Genomic DNA, 17,421 nt, shown 5'->3' on the forward strand with positions numbered 1-17,421 from the left:
CACGACCGGAGGTCGTGTCGCGGCCGTTCACGGCCGCGGGCCTGTTCACGACCGCAGGTCGTGTCACCGCAACCGGCCGCGGAGGTGGCAGGGAGGCCGTTCACGGCCGACCGGTGGCTGACGGGAGCGGCGGGCCGTGCCCACGACGGACCGGAGCAGGCTGTTGCTGCCGGGAACGCCGAAGCGGCCGTGCGCCTCGGGAAACGTGAGGTGCACGGCCGCTTCGGCGGAACAGCGGGCTAGCGGAGCCAGGGGACGGAGCGGTCGAGCAGGCCGCGCGTCTTGAGCTCCTTGCGCAGCGGGATCTCCTCGTCGATGTACCCGTTCCAGTTGATGCCCCAGTAGTTGGCCGTGTGCGTGGCCTCGCCCAGCAGCTGGCGCTGGACGGGGGTGCGGTTGGCCCACCACTCGCCGTCGTAGTCGATCGGCATGTCGTCGAGGTTGCGGATCCACCGGTACGTGTACCCGACGAAGAGCATCTTGCGGGTGACGTCCGAGTAGTTCGGCGACCGCGAGTGCCAGAGGCGCCGGTCGAAGATGAAGCAGTCACCCGGGTTGGCCGTGATCTCCACGGTGCCCTCGGGGTCGGGGTTCTCGATCGTGGTGTCCGCGGGGCGGGGCAGCGAGTTCCAGAGGTGGCTGCCCGGGATGACCTTGGTGGCGCCCCGGCCGGTCTCCGACAGGTCGGAGATGACATAGCCGATCTTCAGCGAGAACATCGGCCGCGGCAGGTTGGGGTCCATCGTCTCCGGGTCGGAGTTCTGCCGGTAGCCGTCCTGGTGCCAGCCCCACGAGGGGGCCTCGGTCGCCGCCGCCGGCGGGGTGACGTCGAGGTGGTTGTGGTGCGTGTAGATGTTCCAGCCGGCCAGACCCCACATGTACGGGAACAGCGTCGGCTGGGTCAGCAGGTGCCCGAACAGTTCGTCGCGGGTGAGGAAGCCCAGCAGGTGCAGCGTGCCGTCCTTCTTCATGCTGCTGGAGCCGGCCGCCTGCTCCTCGGCGTAGACCCGGTCCATCGCCGCTTCGAGCTCGGCCCGGTGGTCTTCCTTCAGAACGTTGCGGACCAGCAGGAAGCCCTGATCCAGGAATTCCTTGCGGTCGGCCTCGCTGATCGGCTCATAGCCGGTCAGACCGCCGTAGTCGGGTGCAGCGGACGTCATGTCCTCCCCTTACTTTCGTCAACCAGGGAACGACCGATGGTAACGCGAGGTGCACATGAGGCCGACTCCGGAGTTGGCTGCCGGACAGTGCGGAAACCCCACCCGAACGGCCGACAACCTGCTGGTCGTCTGCAACGTCGTGGTCTGTCAGTAGACCTCGGCGACGACCTGCTGGGCGGCGGCGCCGCCACGCTGCGTGACCCGGGTCCAGCCGCCGCTCTTCGCGGTCCACTCCATGTCGTTGAAGACGACCCGTTTGACGCCGTGGTCCTGGGCGTGCGCCACCAGCCAGTGCGCATACTGCCAGCCGGTCTTCTGCTCGCGGACCTTGAGCGCCACGCCGACCAGGTCGGCGACGTCGGCGGTGCTGACGTTGCCCCAGTCGAGCTTCACGCCGGCGGTGAGGGTCTTCGCCGCCTCGGTGCCGTGGCTGGTGGTCTCGGTGACGGTGCAGGCGACCGCGCTGGTGGCCTCGCCGCTCAGCGCGCGGGCCATGATCTCCGACTCGTCGACCCACTTCTCGTACGCCTCGGGCAGGGCGCTGCGCTGGACCTCCTGCGCGGCGTCGGTGACCCGCATCTTCTCCCAGCCCTTGACCTTCAGCAGGGCGGTGTAGAAGGCGTTCGCCGCGTAGCGCGGGTCGGCGACCTGCTCGGGGGTGCCCCAGCCCTGGCTGGGCCGCTGCTGGAACAGGCCGATGGAGTCGCGGTCGCCGCCGCCGAGGTTCTCCAGCTTCGACTCCTGCCAGGCGGTGGCGAGGGCGACGACGAGGGCCCGCTGCGGCACGCCGCGGCGCAGCCCGACGGCGGTGATGGTCGCGGCGTTGGCGACCTGCTCGGCGTCCAGGGCGACGGCCGAGTCGGCGCCGGAGGAGGTGCCGGAGGCGGTGCCCTTCGCGTTGACCGAGGCGTTGCCGGCGTTGACCACGCAGGCGCGGCCCGGCGGCAGCAGCTGCGGCAGGTGGTCGCCGAGCCGCTGCACGAGCACGTAGACACCGAAGGCCGCGACGACGACGAGTGCCGTCAGGACCATCAGCACGTGTCGTGTACGCATCGTCACCTCCCGACCTTTGAGAACTTGACCAGCGTACGTCCCACTCGCCACTGCCTCCCCGCGTTACACCCGGGGTTGAGGCGAGTCGGGCCGTTCAGCCGACGCCGTCAGGGATCCAGTTTGGTGGTCTTTTGTCCCTGAATGCCGAGATTCCCTCGATTCCCTCCGCCGAACCGAAATACGACACGGACAGCTCGGTCATTGCCGCGAGCTCGTCACGGAACGTGTCGGCTTTTTGTCGGCGCAGGAGTTCCTTCGTGCCGCGGACGGCGCCGGGCGCTCCTCGCACCAACGCCGCGACGAACGCCTCGACGGCCGCGTCGACCTCGTCGGTGGGCACGGCGGCCGTGACGAGCCCGATCTCGCGGGCCCGGGCACCGTCGAACGTCGAGCCGGTCAGGAACAGCTCGGCCGCGGCGCGGGAGGACAGCCGCGGCAGCACCGTGGCGGAGATCACTGCCGGGATCACGCCGATGCGCACCTCGGAGAACGCGAACGTCGCCTCGAGCGCGCACACCGCGAGGTCCGCGGCGGCGACGAGGCCCAGGCCACCGGCCCGCGCGGGCCCGGTCAGCCGCGCGACGACCGGCTTCGGGCACTCCCAGATCGCGGTGAGCACCTCGCCCAGCCGGTTGATCGGCGGCTTGCCCGACCCGAACGCGGCGGCGGTCTCCTTCAGGTCGGCGCCGGAGCAGAAGACGGGGCCGGTGTGGGTCAGGACCACGACCCGCACCGCGTCGTCCCCGGCGGCGGCCGCGAGCGCGGCCAGGAGCTCCTCGATCAGGGCGGTCGACAGCGCGTTGCGGTTCGACGGGCTGTCGAGCGTGACCGTCGCCACGCCATGCGCCGTCTGTGACCGTACGAGTGGCATGCGGGCACACTAGTGAAATGCCCGGAACACTGCCAGAAGGCGAGCCGATCCCGCGCGACGGCGCGCTGCCCGACGGGGTCGCCGACGCGGCGGGGGAGGCCGGGTTCGGGGTCTACGTCCACGTCCCGTTCTGCGCCAGCCGCTGCGGCTACTGCGACTTCAACACCTACACCGCCGACGAGGGCGTGCTCAGCGCCGGCTACGCCGAGCAGGTCCTGGACGAGCTGGCCCTGGCCGCGAAGGTGGTCGCGCCGCCCCGGGTGGACACGGTCTTCTTCGGCGGTGGCACGCCGACGCTGCTGCCCCCGTCGGAGCTGGGCCGCATCCTCGACGGCATCGACCGCACCTGGGGGCTGGCCGGCGACGCCGAGGTCACCACGGAGGCCAACCCGGAGTTGGTCGACGCGGCCGGCCTGCGGCAGCTTCGCGCCGCCGGGTTCAACCGGATCTCGCTCGGCATGCAGTCCGTCGCGCCCGGAGTCCTGGCGGTGCTGGACCGCCGGCACACGCCGGGCCGGCCCGCGGCCGCGGTCGCCGAGGCGCAGGCCGCCGGCTTCGAGCGCGTGAATCTGGATCTGATCTACGGCACGCCCGGCGAACGGCCTTCCGACTTCGCCGCGTCGTTGCGCACGGTGATCGATTCCGGGGTCGACCACGTCAGCGCCTACGCGCTCATCGTCGAGGACGGCACCCGGCTCGCGGCCCGCATGCGCCGTGGTGAGCTGCCGTTCCCCGACGACGACGTGGCTGCCGACCGCTATCTGGCCGCCGAACAGGCCCTCACCGAGGCCGGGATGTCCTGGTACGAGGTGTCGAACTGGTCCCGCAACTCGCCCTGCCGGCACAACGAGCTCTACTGGCGCGGCGGCGACTGGTGGGGGCTGGGTCCCGGCGCGCACAGCCACGTGCGGGGCGTGCGGTGGTGGAACGTGAAACACCCGCACGCCTACGCCGCGCGGCTGGCGGACTCGGCGTCGCCGGGGCAGGCCCGTGAGGTGCTGACGCCGGACGAGCGGCACATGGAGGACGTCCTGCTGCGCATCCGCCTGGCCGACGGGCTCCCGCTCGGCGTGCTCGACGACGCCGGCCTGGCCGGGGCGCGGGAGTGTCTCGCCGACGGGCAGCTGGACCCGTCCGCGTTCGCGGCCGGCCGGGCGGTGCTGACCCTGCGGGGGCGGCTGCTCGCCGACGGGGTCGCGCGGGCCTTGACCTGAGCCGGCTCGGCATGCGGAAAAGGGGCGGCCGGGGCCGCCCCTTTGGTGTCTACGCGTCTTTTACTTGTTACTTGATGAAGCGGTAGGTCATCGGGTAGCGGTACAGCTCGCCGCCGTTGGCCTTCATGCCGCCGATGATGGCGAACACGATGATGATGATCCACGGCACGAAGAGCGAGATGAACAACGTGCACACGGAGAGCAGGGCACCCACGAACAGGATGATGCCCCACGTGATGTGGAAGTTCAGCGCCTCGTTGGCGTGCGCCTTGACCGTGGGCGACTCGTTGCCCTTGGCCAGCAGCGCGACGAGCGGGGCGAGGAAGCCGAAGAAGATGCCACCGAAGTGGGCGACCAGCGCCCAGGTCTTCTCGTCGCTGTTGGCGTAGCCGACCGGGCCGGCGCCGGGGTAGCCACCGGGCTGCTGGTAGCCGCCACCGTACTGACCCGGCTGCTGGTACCCACCGGGCTGCTGATACCCACCGGGCTGCTGGTAGCCGCCCGGCGGCTGGTAGGCGTTCGGGTCCTGGTAGCCGGCACCGCTGGTGGGCGGCGGGTAACCGCCACCGGAGACCGGCGGCTGCTGACCGTAGTCAGGCCCCGGCGGCGGGTACTGCGCCCCGCCCGGCGTCGAGTAAGGGTTGTTGGGGTCCTGCGGCACGCCGTATTCCCCGGGGCGAGGTGGTTCACTCATGGGGGCCACGGTAGGTGCACCGATCAAGTATGGCCAGCGACGCGGCATGACTTCTTTTGGACAAACTTGACGCAGACCGGCGCAATAGCGGCGGTTCACACACATGACGATCATTCCGTGGGCGGCGGGCGCGACGTAGACTGGCACTCGCAAAGTGGGAGTGCCAAGTTCTTGGGGAGGTGCGCATGGCTCTCGACGAGCGCAAGCTTGAGGTGCTGCGCGCCATCGTCGAGGACTACGTCGCAACCCAGGAGCCGGTCGGCAGCAAGGCCCTCGTTGAGCGGCACAACCTGCGCGTCTCGCCCGCGACCGTCCGCAACGACATGGCCGTCCTCGAAGAGGAGGGCTACATCCGGCAGCCGCACACCAGCGCCGGTCGCGTGCCCACCGACGCCGGCTACCGGCTCTTCGTCGACAAGCTGTCCCGGGTCAAGCCGCTGAGCCCGGCCGAGCGGCGGGCCATCGAGCGGTTCCTGATCGGCGCGGTCGACCTCGACGACGTCGTGCACCGCACCGTGCGGCTGCTCGCGCAGCTCACCCGGCAGGTCGCGGTCGTGCAGTATCCGAGCCTGTCGCGGGCCAGCGTGCGCCACTTCGAGCTGGTGCCGATCTCCACCACCCGGCTGATGGTGGTCATGATCGCCGAGACCGGCCGGGTCGAGCAGCGGCTCGTCGACCTGCCCGGCCCGATCCTCGCCGACGACGTGACCGAGCTGCGCCGCAGGATCAACGAGAAGCTGGTCGGCAAGCGCCTCGTCGACACCCCGCCGCTGGTCGTCGCACTCGTCGAGGAGTCCTCGCCGAGCCTGCGCCCGCCGATGACGGCCCTGTCGACCGTGCTGCTGGAGACCCTGGTGGAGCGCACCGAGGAGCGGATCGCCCTCGCCGGCACCGCCAACCTCGCCCGCGGCGGGCTGCTGGACTTCCAGGGTTCGCTGCGCCCGATCCTCGAGGCGCTCGAGGAGGAGGTCATCCTGCTCAAGCTCTTCGGTGAGGTCGAGCCGAGCATGACCCGGGTCCGCATCGGCGACGAGAACGAGATCGAAGACCTGCGCAGCGCCTCGATCGTGGCGACCGGCTACGGGCCGGGCTCCATTGTCGTGGGCGGCATGGGTGTGCTGGGGCCGACCCGGATGGACTACCCCGGCAACATCGCCACGGTGCGCGCCGTGGCACGCTACGTCGGCGATCTGCTGGGACAAAGTTGAACCTCATGGACGAGTCAGGGGCATAGGACTCAGTGGCGAAGGACTACTACGGGACTCTCGGTGTCAAGCGGGACTCCACGGCCGATGAGATCAAGCGCGCCTACCGGCGGTTGGCGCGCGAGTTTCATCCGGACGTCAACCCGGACCCCGTGGCACAGGAGAAGTTCAAGGAGATCAACGCGGCCTACGAGGTGCTGTCCGACCCGCGCAAGCGGGAGATGGTCGACCTCGGCGGCGACCCCCTGGCACCCGGTGGCGGTGGCGGCGGCCCGCAGGGCGGCGCGTTCGTCGGGTTCCAGGACATCATGGACGCGTTCTTCGGCACGACCGCCAGTCGCGGGCCGCGGCCGCGGATCCGGCCGGGCGCCGACGCGATCCTGCGGCTCGACCTGGACCTGCACGAGACCGCGTTCGGCGTCGAGGCGCCGATCACCGTCGACACCGCGGTGGTGTGCACCACCTGCTCCGGCGCCGGCACCGCGCCCGGCACCCACCCCACGACCTGCGAGATCTGCGGCGGTCGCGGCGAGGTCCAGTCGGTGCAGCGCACGTTCCTCGGCCAGGTCGTCTCGGCCCGGCCGTGCTCGGCCTGCCAGGGCTTCGGCACCGTCATCCCGCACCCGTGCGCGACCTGTGGCGGCGACGGCCGGGTCCGCACCCGCCGCACGCTGACCGTGAAGATCCCCTCCGGGGTCGAGGACGGCATGCGCATCCGCCTGGCCCAGCAGGGCGAGGTCGGCCCCGGCGGCGGCCCGCCCGGCGACCTGTATGTCGAGATCCACGAGCGCCCGCACGACGTGTATTCGCGCAAGGACGACGACCTGCACTGCCGGGTCACCGTCCCGATGACCGCGGCGGCGCTCGGCACCCGGCTGACGATCAAGACCCTCGACGGCGAGGAGACGGTCGACGTCAAGGCCGGCACCCAGCCCAACCAGACGCTGCGCATCCGCGGCAAGGGCGTCCCGCACCTGCGCGGCGCCGGCCGTGGCGACCTGCACGTCCACCTCGACGTGCGGACCCCGACCCGGCTGGAGCCGGAGCAGGAGAAGCTGCTGCGCGACTTCGCCCGCACCCGCGGCGAGGAGGTCGCCGAGCTGTCCAAGCAGGGCGGCTTCTTCTCCCGCGTGCGGGACGCCTTCAATGGCCACGCGTGAGCCTGCCGCTTTTCCTGGTCGCCGAGCTGCCATCGGGGGACCGGTGGCGGCTCGACGGCCCTGAAGGTCATCATGCGGCCAACGTGCAGCGTCTCTCCCCCGGAGAGGCGCTGCTGTTGTCCGACGGCCGCGGCGGGCTGCTCGAGGCCACTGTTGCCGCCGCGCACAAGGGCGCCCTCGATCTCGATCTCGGCGCGCTGACCCGGGTCCCCGCCTACGACCCGCAGGTCACCGTCGTGCAGGGGATCGCGAAGGGCGAGCGGGCCGAGCTGGCCGTGCAGCTCATGACCGAGCTCGGCGTCGACCGGATCGTGCCGTGGCAGGCGGCCCGCAGCATCGCCCGGTGGAAGGACGCCAAGCCGGTCGAGCGGTGGCGCGCCACGGTCCGCGAGGCGGTCAAGCAGTCCCGCCGGGCCTGGCTGCCCGAGGTCACCGACGCGCGGACCACGAAGCAGCTCACCCTGACCGGGACCGTCCTGCTGTTGCACGAGGAGGCGTCGGCGCCGCTGTCGACCGTCCCGCTCGACGGCGACATCACCCTCGTCGTCGGCCCGGAGGGCGGGATCGCGCCGGAGGAGCTGGCCGCGTTCCCCGACGCGGTGCCGGTCCGGCTGGGCCGCGAGATCCTGCGCACGTCGACGGCGGGCGCCGCCGCCCTCGCGGCGCTGTCGGTCCGCCTCGGCCGCTGGTAGACCCCGCCAGGGTCAGCGGAAAGGCACGGCGGGGTCAGCGGAAGTAGGACGCGCCGTTCAGGTCGAGCACGGCGCCCGAGGACCATTCCGAGCCGGCGAGGAACAGCACCGCCTCGGCGACCTCCTCGGGCCGGGCGACCCGGTTGAACGGGCTCTGCGCCCGGATCGCGTCGCCGTCCCCGGCGTCCATGATGGCGTTGCCCATGTCGGTGGCGACGAACCCGGGCGCCACCGCGTTGACCGCGATGCCCCGCGGCGCGAGGGCCAGGGCCAGGGACTGGGTCAGCGAGTTCAGCCCCGCCTTCGCCGCGCCGTACGCCGGGTAGCGGGGTTCGCCGCGGTACGCGCCGCGGGAGGACACGTTGACGATCCTGCCGCCCTCGCCGAGGTGCCGGGCGGCGCACCAGCAGACGTTGGCGGGGCCGGTCAGGTTGGCCGCCAGGGTCCGCTGCCAGGCCGCCTGCCACGCGGCGTAGCCGTCCTCCAGGATCGGGTGCTCGACCGCGACGGCCGCGTTGTTGACGACGACGTCGAGGCCGCCGAGCGACAGGGCGGCGCCGTCGACGAACGCCTGGACCGCGCCGGCGTCGGTCAGGTCGCCGGAGACGATCACGTGCCCGTCGCCGGGCAGCCCGTCGCGGACCTTCTCGGCGAGGTCGGCGGAGTCGCGGTGGTGCACCGCCACCACGTCGCCGTCGGCGGCGAACGCGCGCGCGACCGCCTCGCCGATACCGCGGGAAGCCCCTGTCACCAACACCTTGCGTCCAGACATGGCAGCACCCTACAAGCCGAATACGATGCGACTGTGACTGATGACTGCCTGTTCTGCCGCATCGTCGCGGGGGAGATCCCGGCGACGGTGGTCCACGAGACCGACGACACCCTGGCGTTCCGCGACATCGGACCGAAGGCGCCGGTGCACGTCCTGGTGATCCCGAAGGCGCACCACCAGGACATTGCCGCGCTCGCCGCCGCCGACCCGGCGCTCGCCGGCCGGGTCCTCGCCAGCTGCGCCGCGGTCGCCGAGAAGGAGGGGCTGACCGGGGACGGCTACCGGGTGATCTTCAACACCGGTGGCTTCGGCGGCCAGGAGGTCTTCCACGTCCACGGGCACGTCGTCGGCGGCCGCCCGCTCGGCCCGATGCTGTCCATATGACGGCGCTGGAGCGGTACGAGCGGCTCGCCCGCCAGGTCCAGGCCGACGCGCGGGTCCCGGCGCTCAGCGTGGCGATCCACCGCGCCGACCGGCCGCTGTGGACGTTCACCGTCGGCGCCGACGTCGACGCGCGCAGCCAGCTGCGGATCGGCTCGGTCACCAAGACGTTCACCGCGGTCCTGGTGATGCAGTGCCGCGACGAGGGACTGCTGGACCTCGACGACCCGATCTCGCGGCACCTGCCGGTGAAGGCGCACGGCGACCTGACCGTCGGCCGGATGCTGTCGCACCTGTCGGGGCTGCAGCGGGAGCCGTTCGGCGACGTCTGGGACACGATGCAGGCGCCCGACGTCGACACGCTGCTCGACCAGCTGGACCGGGCCGAGCGGGTGCTGCCCGCCGGGCAGCGGTTCCACTACTCCAACCTGGCGATCGCCCTGCTCGGCCACCTCGCCGGGCGGCTGCGCGGCGGCACCTGGGAGGAGGTGCTGCGGGAGCGGATCCTCGACCCGCTGGGCCTGGACGACACGGTCGTCACGCCGAGCCGCGCCGTCGTCGGGTATCAGGTCGACGCCTGGTCCGACTACGCGCACCCGGAGCCGCCCGACGACTTCGGCGCGGTCGGCCCGGCGGCGCAGCTGTGGAGCACCGCCGCCGACCTGGCGAAATGGGCGGCGTTCCTGGCCGACCCGAAGGCCGTCGACCAGTCCTCGGCGGTCCTGGCGGTGGAGACGGTCGAGGAGATGCGGGCGCCGCGGGCCGTCACCGAGGACGTCCTGTGGGCCCGGGGCCTGGGGCTCGGGCTGATCCTGCAGCCGCAGCCGGGCGCCGAGCGGATCGTGCACGTCGGGCACGACGGCGCGATGCCGGGCTTCCTGGCCGGCGCCTACGGGCGGGTCGGCGGCACCGGCACCCCCGGCGCGTTCGGTGCGGCGGCGCTCGGCTCGTCCGGCACCGCCGGTGAGGTCATCGACCTGGCGCACCAGCTGCTCGCCGCGGCGGTCGACAGCGACCCGGCCGACATCACGCCGTGGTCGCCCGCGCCGGCGCCGCCGCAGCGGTACCGCTCGGTGCTCGGCCGCTGGTGGGGTGAGGGCTTCGAGTACGTGTTCAGCTGGCACGGCGGCGCGCTGCACGCCCGGGCGGTGGAACAGCCGGCGAACCGGCCGCCGGCGGTGTTCGCGCCGGTCGACGGCCAGCAGGACGTGTTCCGCACCGTGTCCGGCCGGGAGACGGGGGAGCTGCTGCGGCTGACCCGCGCCGAGGACGGCACCGTCGAGCTGCTGCACTGGGCGACGTACCGCTTCACCCGCGGTCAGGAGACCTTCGACAAGTACCGGTTCTAACGGGAGATGACGGTGAACACGGCGCCGTTGGGGTCCACGACGACCGCGATGCGGCCGTGCGGAGAGTCGAACGGCCCGTGCTGGACCTGGCCGCCCGCCGACCGGACCCGGTCGGCGGCGCGGTCGGTGTCCGCGGCGGCGAAGTAGACCATCCAGTGCGGCGGGATGCCCTCCCACGCCTCGGTCATGGTGAGCCGCCCGGCGACGGGGTCGGCGTTGCCGAGGCTCCACGCCGTGTAGTCGAACTGCTCGTCGGCGTCGACCCGGGTCTGCCGGTACCCGAACAGGCCCTGGTAGAAGGTGTCGACGGCGGCCGGGTCCCGGGTGTTGACCTCGGCCCAGCACAGCGCGCCGTCCTCGTCGAACAGCTGCGAGCCGGTGTGCTGGCCGGGCTCCCACGCGCCGAACGCGGCGCCGGACGGGTCGAGGGCGAAGAGCATCCGGCCGTTGCTCGGGATGTCCATCGGCGCGACGATGACCTTGCCGCCACCGGTGTCGACCCGCCGGGCGGTGTCCTCCAGGTCGTGTGACATCAGGTACAGGCTCCAGGCGGCCGGGGTCTGCTCGGCGCCCGGCATCGGCGGGCTCATCCCGGCGACGACCTTGCCGTCCTTGAGGCACATGACGTAGTGCCCGAAGTCGGCGCCGGTGTCCAGGAACGTCCAGCCGAACAGCGTCGAGTAGAACCGCTGGGCGGCGGCGAGGTCGGGGGCGACCAGGTCGGCCCAGCAGGGCTCACCGTCGACGTAACCGCTGCGCTCGACCATCCGTGTGGGCCCCCTGCCGGTGAGTACAGCCGATGTCTCACCTGCCTCAGTACCACCGTGTGAGCGGGCCTGTCCGGACTTTCGGCGCGAACGACATGATCGGGCGACCCCGATCCGGGCGAGGCGGATGTTCGCCGTATCAGGTACGAACCGGACATCGGCAAGAAATGGGAACGGCCTGAGGGGCGGTCAGCCGATACCATGAAGAGCCTGGACATGAAGCCAGCAGGAGAGCGAGCCCCGGAAGCAGGTGCTTGAGGCCCACCGTGGCCGACGTATGACCGAGACCCCAACCCCCGCACCGGCAGTGTCGTCGGAGCAGCCCGTGCGGGCCATCAGCAAGATCACGGTCCCCGACCCGCACACGATGGTCAGGCTGCTCGGCGCGGGAGACGAGATCCTCAAGCTCGTCGAGCGGGCCGTCAGCAGCGACGTGCACGTGCGGGGCAACGAGATCACCATCACCGGCGCGGCCGCGGACAACGCCCTGGCCGAGCGCATCTTCGCCGAACTCATCGAGCTGGTGCGCAAGGGGGAGACCCTCACCCCGGACAACGTCCGGCGCACCGTCGGCATGCTCGAGCAGAACACCTCGGAGCGCCCCGCCGACGTGTTGACCCTCAACATCCTCTCCCGGCGCGGCCGCACCATCCGGCCGAAGACCCTCGGCCAGAAGCGGTATGTCGACTCGATCGACCAGCACACGATCGTGTTCGGCATCGGCCCGGCCGGCACCGGCAAGACCTACCTCGCCATGGCGAAGGCGGTCCAGGCGTTGCAGGCCAAGCAGGTCAACCGGATCATCCTGACCCGGCCGGCGGTCGAGGCCGGCGAGCGGCTGGGCTTCCTGCCCGGCACGCTCTACGACAAGATCGACCCCTACCTGCGCCCGCTCTATGACGCGCTGCACGACATGCTCGACCCGGAGTCCATCCCGAAACTGATGGCCGCCGGGACGATCGAGGTCGCGCCGCTCGCCTACATGCGCGGACGCACGCTCAACGACGCCTTCATCATCCTGGACGAGGCGCAGAACACCACGCCCGAGCAGATGAAGATGTTCCTGACCCGGCTGGGCTTCGGCTCGCGGATCGTCGTCACCGGCGACGTGACGCAGATCGACCTTCCTGGGGGCACCCGCAGCGGCCTCCGGGTGGTCCGTGAGATCCTCGACGGTGTCGAGGACGTGCACTTCGCCCAGCTCGGCAGCGCCGATGTCGTGCGCCACCGGCTGGTCAGTGAGATCGTCGACGCCTATGCCCGCTGGGACGAGGCACAGGAGGCGCAGCAGCCGCCGGTGCGTGCCGTCCCGGACCGCGGGCGACGCAGGTAGCCCCCTTCCAACAGGAGCAGTTGTTGTCCATCGAGATCGCCAACGAGTCCGGCGTCGACGTCAACCCCGACACCATTCTCGCGGTGGCGCGGCACGCCCTCGACGAGATGGGGGTCAACCCACTCGCCGAGCTGTCGATCCTGCTCGTCGACGTCGAGTACATGACGGAGCTCAACCATCGTTGGATGGACGGCGACGGCCCGACCGACGTGCTGGCCTTCCCAATGGACGAGGGCAGCGTCGACCACGGCCCCGGTGAGGGCGGTGGCGAGCCCGCGCTGCTCGGCGACATCGTGCTGTGCCCGGAGGTGGCGGCGAAACAGGCCGCCGCCGCCGGGCACGCCACGATCGACGAGCTGGCGCTGCTCACCGTGCACGGCACCCTGCACCTGCTGGGCTATGACCACGCCGAGCCCGAGGAGGAGGCCGAGATGTTCGGCCTGCAGGCGCGTCTCCTGGAGAGCTGGCGCAAGTGAGTGACATGACCTTGCTGACGACCGCCGCCGGGCTGGTCGTGCTGGCAGGGTTGTTCGCGATGTCCGACGCCGCGCTCAACGTGGTGTCCCCGGCCCGCGCCCACGAGCTGGCCCGCGAGGGCAAGCCGGGCGCCACCGCCCTGCAGGTCATCGCGGCCGACCCGGCCCGTTACATCAACCTGCTCCTGCTGCTGCGACTGCTGTGCGAGCTGACCGCGACCACCCTGGTCGCCCTGGTCACCGCAGCGGCCGTCGGCGGCGACCGGGACTGGCTGGCCGCGCTCATCACCGCCGGCTCGATGACGGTGGTCAGCTTCGTCGTCGTCGGGGTCGGCCCGCGCACCATCGGCCGCCAGCACGCCTACGCGGTGGCCCGGGTCGCCGCGCCACCGGTGCGCTGGCTCGGCACGATGCTCGGCCCCCTCGCCCGGCTGCTGATCCTCATCGGCAACGCGGTGACCCCCGGCAAGGGGTACCGCGAAGGCCCGTTCGCCACCACGATCGAGCTGCGCGAACTCGTGGACCTCGCCGAGCAGCGCGGCGTCGTCGAGCACGGCGAGCGCGACATGATCCACTCGGTGTTCGCGCTCGGCACGACGATCGCCCGCGAGGTGATGGTCCCGCGCACCGAGATGGTCTGGATCGAGACGCACAAGACCGTCCGCCAGGCCCTCATGCTCGCGATGCGCAGCGGGTTCTCCCGCATCCCCGTCGTCGGCGACAACGTCGACGACGTCCTGGGCATCGCCTACCTCAAGGACCTGGTCCGCCGCACCTCCGGCGGCGACACCGCCGCCGGGGACATGCCGGTCGCCCAGGTCATGCGCGACGCCACGTTCGTGCCCGAGTCGAAGCCCGTCGACGACCTGCTCCGCGAGATGCAGGCCGCCCGCACCCACATGGCGATCATCATCGACGAGTACGGCGGCACCGCCGGCCTCGTCACCATCGAGGACATCCTCGAGGAGATCGTCGGCGAGATCACCGACGAGTACGACGTCGCCGAACGCCCCCCGATCGAGGAGCTCCCCGACGGCGCGTTCCGGATCACCAGCCGCCTGCCGGTCGAGGACCTCGGCGAGCTGTTCGACGTGGAGCTGCCCGCCGACGAGGTCGAGACCGTCGCCGGTCTGCTCGCCCAGGCCCTCGGCCGCGTCCCGATCCCCGGCGCGACCGCCGTCGTCGGCGGCCTGGTCCTCGTCGCCGAGGGCACCACCGGCCGCCGCAACCGCATCGACACCCTCCTCGTCCGCCGGGCCGACCCCGACGACGAGGAGCAGGCCAGCCACGACAGCGAAAGGCAGCACGCCGATGCCTGACTCCCAGGTCCCCGCGCCCCTGTCGGCGGAAGACGCGAAGCTCGTCACCCTGGCCCGGGCCGCCCGCGCCCGCATCGGCGCCGTCGAGGGCGCCGCGGTCCGCGACGGCGACGGCCGCACCTACAACGCCGCCTCCGTCGCCCTGCCCTCACTGTCGATCACCGCGCTGCAGCTGGCGGTGGCGACCGCGGTCGCGTCCGGCGCCGGCAAGCTCGAAGCGGCCGCGGTCGTGACGGAGGCATCGTCCCTGGACACCGTGGGCCGCGCCGCCGTCCGCGACGTCTCCCCGGCCGCCCCGATCCACCTCGCCGCCCCCGACGCCACCGTCTTCGCCACCGTCACCGACTGACCGGGGCCGCGGGCGATCCACACATCCGACCGGCACCGCGCCGCCGTCCGGTGGCCCATCCTTCGTGGCTCCAGTCCGTCGTGGGCGCGGCCCGCCGCTCCCGTCAGCCACCGGGCCGGGGCCCAGCTTCGCCGGCCCTGGCCCTGCCACCTCCGCGGACAGTTGCGCCGCCACGACCTGCGGCCGTGACAAGCCCGCGGCCGTGAACGGCCGCGCCGCGACCTGCGGCCGCGACAACCCCCGCTGCGGGCTCGGAGCCGCCGGTCGTGATCACGGAACCGCACGGGGGCCGGGGCGCCACCGAAGTTCCGCGATCAGGGAGGCAGGCGCCGGGCGGCGCCCGGCGGCGGAGGCGTGAACTCACGACCGCGAACCTGTGACATAGGCTTTCAACGTGCGCAGGGACCGGGTCGACGAGGTCGTCGACGAGTGGCGGGTGCAGCTGCCCGACACCGTCGGGCCCGCGATGGAGCTCGGCAAGCGGATCCACCGCCTCGCCGGCCGGTTGCAGGAGGTCGTGCGCGCCGAGACCGCCGCGGTCGGGTTGACGCCGGCCGAGTTCGACGTGCTGTCGGCGCTGCGACGGGCCGGCGCGCCGTACGCGCTGAAACCCTCCGACCTGGCCAGCGGCCTGCTGCTCACGTCCGGCGGGATCAGCAACGTGCTGCGCCGGCTCCAGCAGGACGGCGTCATCGAGCGGGAGGCCGACGCCGCCGACGCGCGGGTCGCCTGGGTCAGGCTCACCCCGAAAGGCGTCACCGCCGCCGAGCGGGTCGTGCGGGCCGTGACGAAGGCGCAGGCGCGGCTGTTCGCCCCGGTGCCGCAGGAGCTGCAGCACGACACCATCCGCAGCCTGCGGGAGCTGCTGGTCGAACTGGGCGACGAAGCCGTACACGAAGGAGCCTGACGAACCGTGCTGCAACGCTACGACCCACGCAACGCCGACATCCGCTACTGGGTCGACGGCGTGCTGCGGCACCGCGACGAGCCCGGCATCTCACCGTTCGACTCGGTGGTGCAGGGCGGCGACGCCGTCTGGGAAGGGCTGCGGGTCTACGACGGCGGCATCTACGGCCTCGACGAGCACCTCGCCAGGCTCCGGCGTTCGGCGCGGGCGCTGGGCTTCGAGCAGGTCCCGGCCGACGCCGACATCGTGGCCGCGGTCCGGGCCACGCTGGAGGCCAACGACATGCGCGACGGCGTGCACGTGCGGCTCACCCTGACCCGCGGCGTCAAGGTCACCAGCGGCATGGACCCGCGGCTCAACCAGGCCGGCTGCACGCTGATCGTGCTCGCCGAGCACAAGCCGCCGGTGTACGACACGGGCGGGCTCACCCTCGTCACCGCCAGCGTCCGGCGGCCGGGCCCGGACGTGCTCGACCCGAAGATCCACCACAACAACCTGATCAACTCGATCCTGGCGAAGCTGGAGGCGAACCTCGCCGGCGCCGACGACGCGATGATGCTCGACGGCCGCGGGTTCGTCGCCGAGACCAACGCGACGCACCTGTTCGCGGTCGTGGACGCCCGCCTGGTCACGCCGCGCGCGGTCGCCTGCCCGGAGGGCATCACCCGCGACACGGTGCTGCGGCTCGCGCCCGGTGAAGGGTTCCCGGTGGAGGTCCGCGACGTGTCGCAGGTCGAGATGTACACCGCCGACGAGGTCTTCTGCACCGGCACCATGGGCGAGATCGCCGGCGTGGTGGCGATCGACGGCCGGCCGGTCGGCGACGGCACGGTCGGCCCGGTCACCGCCCGCCTCGCGCGGGTGTACACGGCGCACGCCCGCGCGCACGCTCAGAGGCTGTGGGCGGACAGCTCCGTGTAGAGCGGGGTGGCGGCCTCGACCAGCCATGACAGGTGCGGCGGGACGTCGGCGGGGCGCGGGTCGTACCCCGCGAACCCGGTCGAGGCCTCGACCGCCGCATACCAGTGCGGCGCCCACACCCCGTCCGTGTCGCGACGGCCGGCGGGCCACGCCAGCATCGCCGGGTCCCAGCCGATGCCGAGCGCGTCGCAGAGCCGCTCCAGGGTGCCCGCCGGGTCGCGCAGGACGTCGGCGGCGTCGACGACCGGCCCGCCGTACGCCCGGAAGATCTCGACCTGCTGCTCGTACCCGAGGTCGGCGAGGGTCGGTTCACCGCGGACCTTCGCGTACGACGCCACCACGTACGCGGGGTCCCGGATCAGGAACGCGTTGTGCACCGAGCCGAGCCACTCCCGGCCGATGTCCGGCAGCAGGTGGTGGGTCATGTGCTTCTGGTAGAACACCCCCGCCGGCACCGGCGCGAGCAGCGCCCCGGCCGCCTCCCGCCAGTCGACCGGCTGGGACGCGAGGATCTCCTCCCGGCCGGGGTGTTCCAGGCCGGTGACGGCCAGGTAGTGCGCGTACAGCGGCTCGTCGACGACGACCGTGTCGGGCCTGGCACCGAAGCTGCGCATCATCGCCGTGGAGATGTTGCGGGGGCCGGACCACATCGCCACTCGTACCGTCATGGGCAACGAGGGTAACCGACGTGGCATTCAGCCAGTTTTACTCGTGTATGTGACGGAATCCTGGTGCGCGTCGATGCGATCCACTGGGGCTTCCGGCGCCTACTGTCGGATGCGGAGCCCTGCAGTGCGC

General features: G+C 72.0%; 19 protein-coding genes. 12 read left to right on the forward strand and 7 right to left on the reverse strand.

Annotation, left to right across the window (positions count from 1 at the left end):
- Nucleotides 1–239: 239 nt before the first annotated feature.
- The 3 genes from AB0K00_RS29040 to AB0K00_RS29050 form a co-directional block, all read right to left on the reverse strand.
- Nucleotides 240–1,160: a phytanoyl-CoA dioxygenase family protein gene (locus AB0K00_RS29040; RefSeq protein ID WP_363526257.1), complete on the reverse strand. Its 921-nt coding sequence runs from the start codon at nucleotides 1,158–1,160 to the stop codon at nucleotides 240–242.
- Between the two features lie 147 nt (nucleotides 1,161–1,307).
- A complete protein-coding gene (locus tag AB0K00_RS29045; RefSeq protein WP_363526260.1) occupies nucleotides 1,308–2,219 on the reverse strand; it encodes a hypothetical protein in 912 nt (303 codons plus the stop codon).
- Between the two features lie 88 nt (nucleotides 2,220–2,307).
- Nucleotides 2,308–3,084 carry an enoyl-CoA hydratase-related protein gene (locus AB0K00_RS29050; RefSeq protein ID WP_363526262.1) on the reverse strand — a complete coding sequence of 259 codons (777 nt, stop codon included), beginning with the start codon at nucleotides 3,082–3,084 and terminating at the stop codon, nucleotides 2,308–2,310.
- A gap of 17 nt (nucleotides 3,085–3,101) precedes the next feature.
- Between AB0K00_RS29050 and hemW the strand changes: the two genes are divergently transcribed.
- On the forward strand, nucleotides 3,102–4,298 hold the full coding sequence (gene hemW, locus AB0K00_RS29055; RefSeq protein WP_363526265.1) for a radical SAM family heme chaperone HemW: 1,197 nt from the start codon (nucleotides 3,102–3,104) through the stop codon (nucleotides 4,296–4,298).
- A 67-nt stretch (nucleotides 4,299–4,365) separates the two neighbouring features.
- On the opposite strand, the gene AB0K00_RS29060 is transcribed toward hemW, so the two are convergent.
- Nucleotides 4,366–4,992: a DUF4870 domain-containing protein gene (locus AB0K00_RS29060; RefSeq protein ID WP_363526268.1), complete on the reverse strand. Its 627-nt coding sequence runs from the start codon at nucleotides 4,990–4,992 to the stop codon at nucleotides 4,366–4,368.
- Nucleotides 4,993–5,177: 185 nt separating this feature from the next.
- Here AB0K00_RS29060 and hrcA point away from each other — a divergent pair, with 185 nt between their 5' ends.
- The 3 genes from hrcA to AB0K00_RS29075 are packed head-to-tail and all read left to right on the forward strand — an operon-like array spanning nucleotide 5,178 to nucleotide 8,049.
- A complete protein-coding gene (hrcA, locus tag AB0K00_RS29065; RefSeq protein WP_363526271.1) occupies nucleotides 5,178–6,200 on the forward strand; it encodes a heat-inducible transcriptional repressor HrcA in 1,023 nt (340 codons plus the stop codon).
- Between the two features lie 32 nt (nucleotides 6,201–6,232).
- Nucleotides 6,233–7,357, forward strand: a complete 1,125-nt coding sequence (gene dnaJ, locus AB0K00_RS29070; RefSeq protein ID WP_363526274.1) for a molecular chaperone DnaJ — start codon at nucleotides 6,233–6,235, stop codon at nucleotides 7,355–7,357.
- A complete protein-coding gene (locus AB0K00_RS29075; RefSeq protein ID WP_363526277.1) occupies nucleotides 7,354–8,049 on the forward strand; it encodes a 16S rRNA (uracil(1498)-N(3))-methyltransferase in 696 nt (231 codons plus the stop codon). The genes dnaJ and AB0K00_RS29075 overlap by 4 nt, the downstream gene beginning before the upstream one ends.
- A gap of 34 nt (nucleotides 8,050–8,083) precedes the next feature.
- Here AB0K00_RS29075 and AB0K00_RS29080 read toward each other — a convergent pair whose 3' ends face one another.
- The gene (locus AB0K00_RS29080) at nucleotides 8,084–8,821 is read right to left on the reverse strand and encodes an SDR family oxidoreductase (protein WP_363526280.1); all 738 of its coding nucleotides are present in this window, start codon (nucleotides 8,819–8,821) and stop codon (nucleotides 8,084–8,086) included.
- A 33-nt stretch (nucleotides 8,822–8,854) separates the two neighbouring features.
- On the opposite strand from AB0K00_RS29080, the gene AB0K00_RS29085 reads away from it, so the two are divergent.
- A complete protein-coding gene (locus tag AB0K00_RS29085) occupies nucleotides 8,855–9,205 on the forward strand; it encodes a histidine triad nucleotide-binding protein (protein ID WP_363526283.1) in 351 nt (116 codons plus the stop codon).
- Nucleotides 9,202–10,551 carry a serine hydrolase domain-containing protein gene (locus tag AB0K00_RS29090; RefSeq protein ID WP_363526286.1) on the forward strand — a complete coding sequence of 450 codons (1,350 nt, stop codon included), beginning with the start codon at nucleotides 9,202–9,204 and terminating at the stop codon, nucleotides 10,549–10,551. The genes AB0K00_RS29085 and AB0K00_RS29090 overlap by 4 nt, the downstream gene beginning before the upstream one ends.
- Here the strand turns inward: AB0K00_RS29090 and AB0K00_RS29095 are convergent.
- Nucleotides 10,548–11,318, reverse strand: a complete 771-nt coding sequence (locus AB0K00_RS29095; RefSeq protein ID WP_363526289.1) for a VOC family protein — start codon at nucleotides 11,316–11,318, stop codon at nucleotides 10,548–10,550. The genes AB0K00_RS29090 and AB0K00_RS29095 overlap by 4 nt on opposite strands.
- 277 nt (nucleotides 11,319–11,595) lie before the next feature.
- Here AB0K00_RS29095 and AB0K00_RS29100 point away from each other — a divergent pair, with 277 nt between their 5' ends.
- The 6 genes from AB0K00_RS29100 to AB0K00_RS29125 all read left to right on the forward strand — a co-directional run bounded on the left by AB0K00_RS29100 (nucleotide 11,596) and on the right by AB0K00_RS29125 (nucleotide 16,623).
- Entirely contained in the window at nucleotides 11,596–12,651 is a 1,056-nt protein-coding gene (locus AB0K00_RS29100) for a PhoH family protein (protein WP_363526292.1), read from the forward strand.
- 23 nt (nucleotides 12,652–12,674) lie between these two features.
- Nucleotides 12,675–13,127, forward strand: coding sequence for an rRNA maturation RNase YbeY (ybeY, locus tag AB0K00_RS29105; protein ID WP_363526295.1), 453 nt, complete (start codon nucleotides 12,675–12,677; stop codon nucleotides 13,125–13,127).
- A gap of 5 nt (nucleotides 13,128–13,132) precedes the next feature.
- Nucleotides 13,133–14,446, forward strand: a complete 1,314-nt coding sequence (locus tag AB0K00_RS29110) for a hemolysin family protein (RefSeq protein ID WP_363526298.1) — start codon at nucleotides 13,133–13,135, stop codon at nucleotides 14,444–14,446.
- Complete coding sequence (locus AB0K00_RS29115) at nucleotides 14,439–14,795, forward strand: cytidine deaminase (RefSeq protein ID WP_363526301.1); 357 nt, start codon at nucleotides 14,439–14,441, stop codon at nucleotides 14,793–14,795. The genes AB0K00_RS29110 and AB0K00_RS29115 overlap by 8 nt, the downstream gene beginning before the upstream one ends.
- A gap of 394 nt (nucleotides 14,796–15,189) precedes the next feature.
- A complete protein-coding gene (locus AB0K00_RS29120) occupies nucleotides 15,190–15,702 on the forward strand; it encodes a MarR family transcriptional regulator (RefSeq protein ID WP_363526304.1) in 513 nt (170 codons plus the stop codon).
- Nucleotides 15,703–15,708: 6 nt separating this feature from the next.
- On the forward strand, nucleotides 15,709–16,623 hold the full coding sequence (locus AB0K00_RS29125; protein WP_363526307.1) for an aminotransferase class IV: 915 nt from the start codon (nucleotides 15,709–15,711) through the stop codon (nucleotides 16,621–16,623).
- On the opposite strand, the gene AB0K00_RS29130 is transcribed toward AB0K00_RS29125, so the two are convergent.
- A complete protein-coding gene (locus AB0K00_RS29130; RefSeq protein ID WP_363526309.1) occupies nucleotides 16,593–17,291 on the reverse strand; it encodes an HAD family hydrolase in 699 nt (232 codons plus the stop codon). The two genes, AB0K00_RS29125 and AB0K00_RS29130, sit on opposite strands and share 31 nt — an antisense overlap.
- Nucleotides 17,292–17,421: the final 130 nt, after the last annotated feature.

The organism is Dactylosporangium sp. NPDC049525 (genome assembly GCF_040676755.1).
GTDB lineage: Bacteria > Actinomycetota > Actinomycetes > Mycobacteriales > Micromonosporaceae > Dactylosporangium.

What these genes read in the sequence shown, in the direction of transcription:
- AB0K00_RS29115 (WP_363526301.1), top strand. Translation starts at nt 14,439, where the DNA reads ATGCCTGACTCCCAGGTCCCCGCGCCCCTGTCGGCGGAAGACGCGAAG.
- hrcA (WP_363526271.1), top strand. Translation starts at nt 5,178, where the DNA reads ATGGCTCTCGACGAGCGCAAGCTTGAGGTGCTGCGCGCCATCGTCGAG.
- AB0K00_RS29040 (WP_363526257.1), bottom strand. Translation starts at nt 1,160, where the DNA reads ATGACGTCCGCTGCACCCGACTACGGCGGTCTGACCGGCTATGAGCCG.
- AB0K00_RS29110 (WP_363526298.1), top strand. Translation starts at nt 13,133, where the DNA reads ATGACCTTGCTGACGACCGCCGCCGGGCTGGTCGTGCTGGCAGGGTTG.
- AB0K00_RS29050 (WP_363526262.1), bottom strand. Translation starts at nt 3,084, where the DNA reads ATGCCACTCGTACGGTCACAGACGGCGCATGGCGTGGCGACGGTCACG.
- AB0K00_RS29060 (WP_363526268.1), bottom strand. Translation starts at nt 4,992, where the DNA reads ATGAGTGAACCACCTCGCCCCGGGGAATACGGCGTGCCGCAGGACCCC.
- AB0K00_RS29095 (WP_363526289.1), bottom strand. Translation starts at nt 11,318, where the DNA reads ATGGTCGAGCGCAGCGGTTACGTCGACGGTGAGCCCTGCTGGGCCGAC.
- AB0K00_RS29080 (WP_363526280.1), bottom strand. Translation starts at nt 8,821, where the DNA reads ATGTCTGGACGCAAGGTGTTGGTGACAGGGGCTTCCCGCGGTATCGGC.
- AB0K00_RS29130 (WP_363526309.1), bottom strand. Translation starts at nt 17,291, where the DNA reads ATGACGGTACGAGTGGCGATGTGGTCCGGCCCCCGCAACATCTCCACG.
- hemW (WP_363526265.1), top strand. Translation starts at nt 3,102, where the DNA reads ATGCCCGGAACACTGCCAGAAGGCGAGCCGATCCCGCGCGACGGCGCG.
- AB0K00_RS29100 (WP_363526292.1), top strand. Translation starts at nt 11,596, where the DNA reads ATGACCGAGACCCCAACCCCCGCACCGGCAGTGTCGTCGGAGCAGCCC.
- AB0K00_RS29090 (WP_363526286.1), top strand. Translation starts at nt 9,202, where the DNA reads ATGACGGCGCTGGAGCGGTACGAGCGGCTCGCCCGCCAGGTCCAGGCC.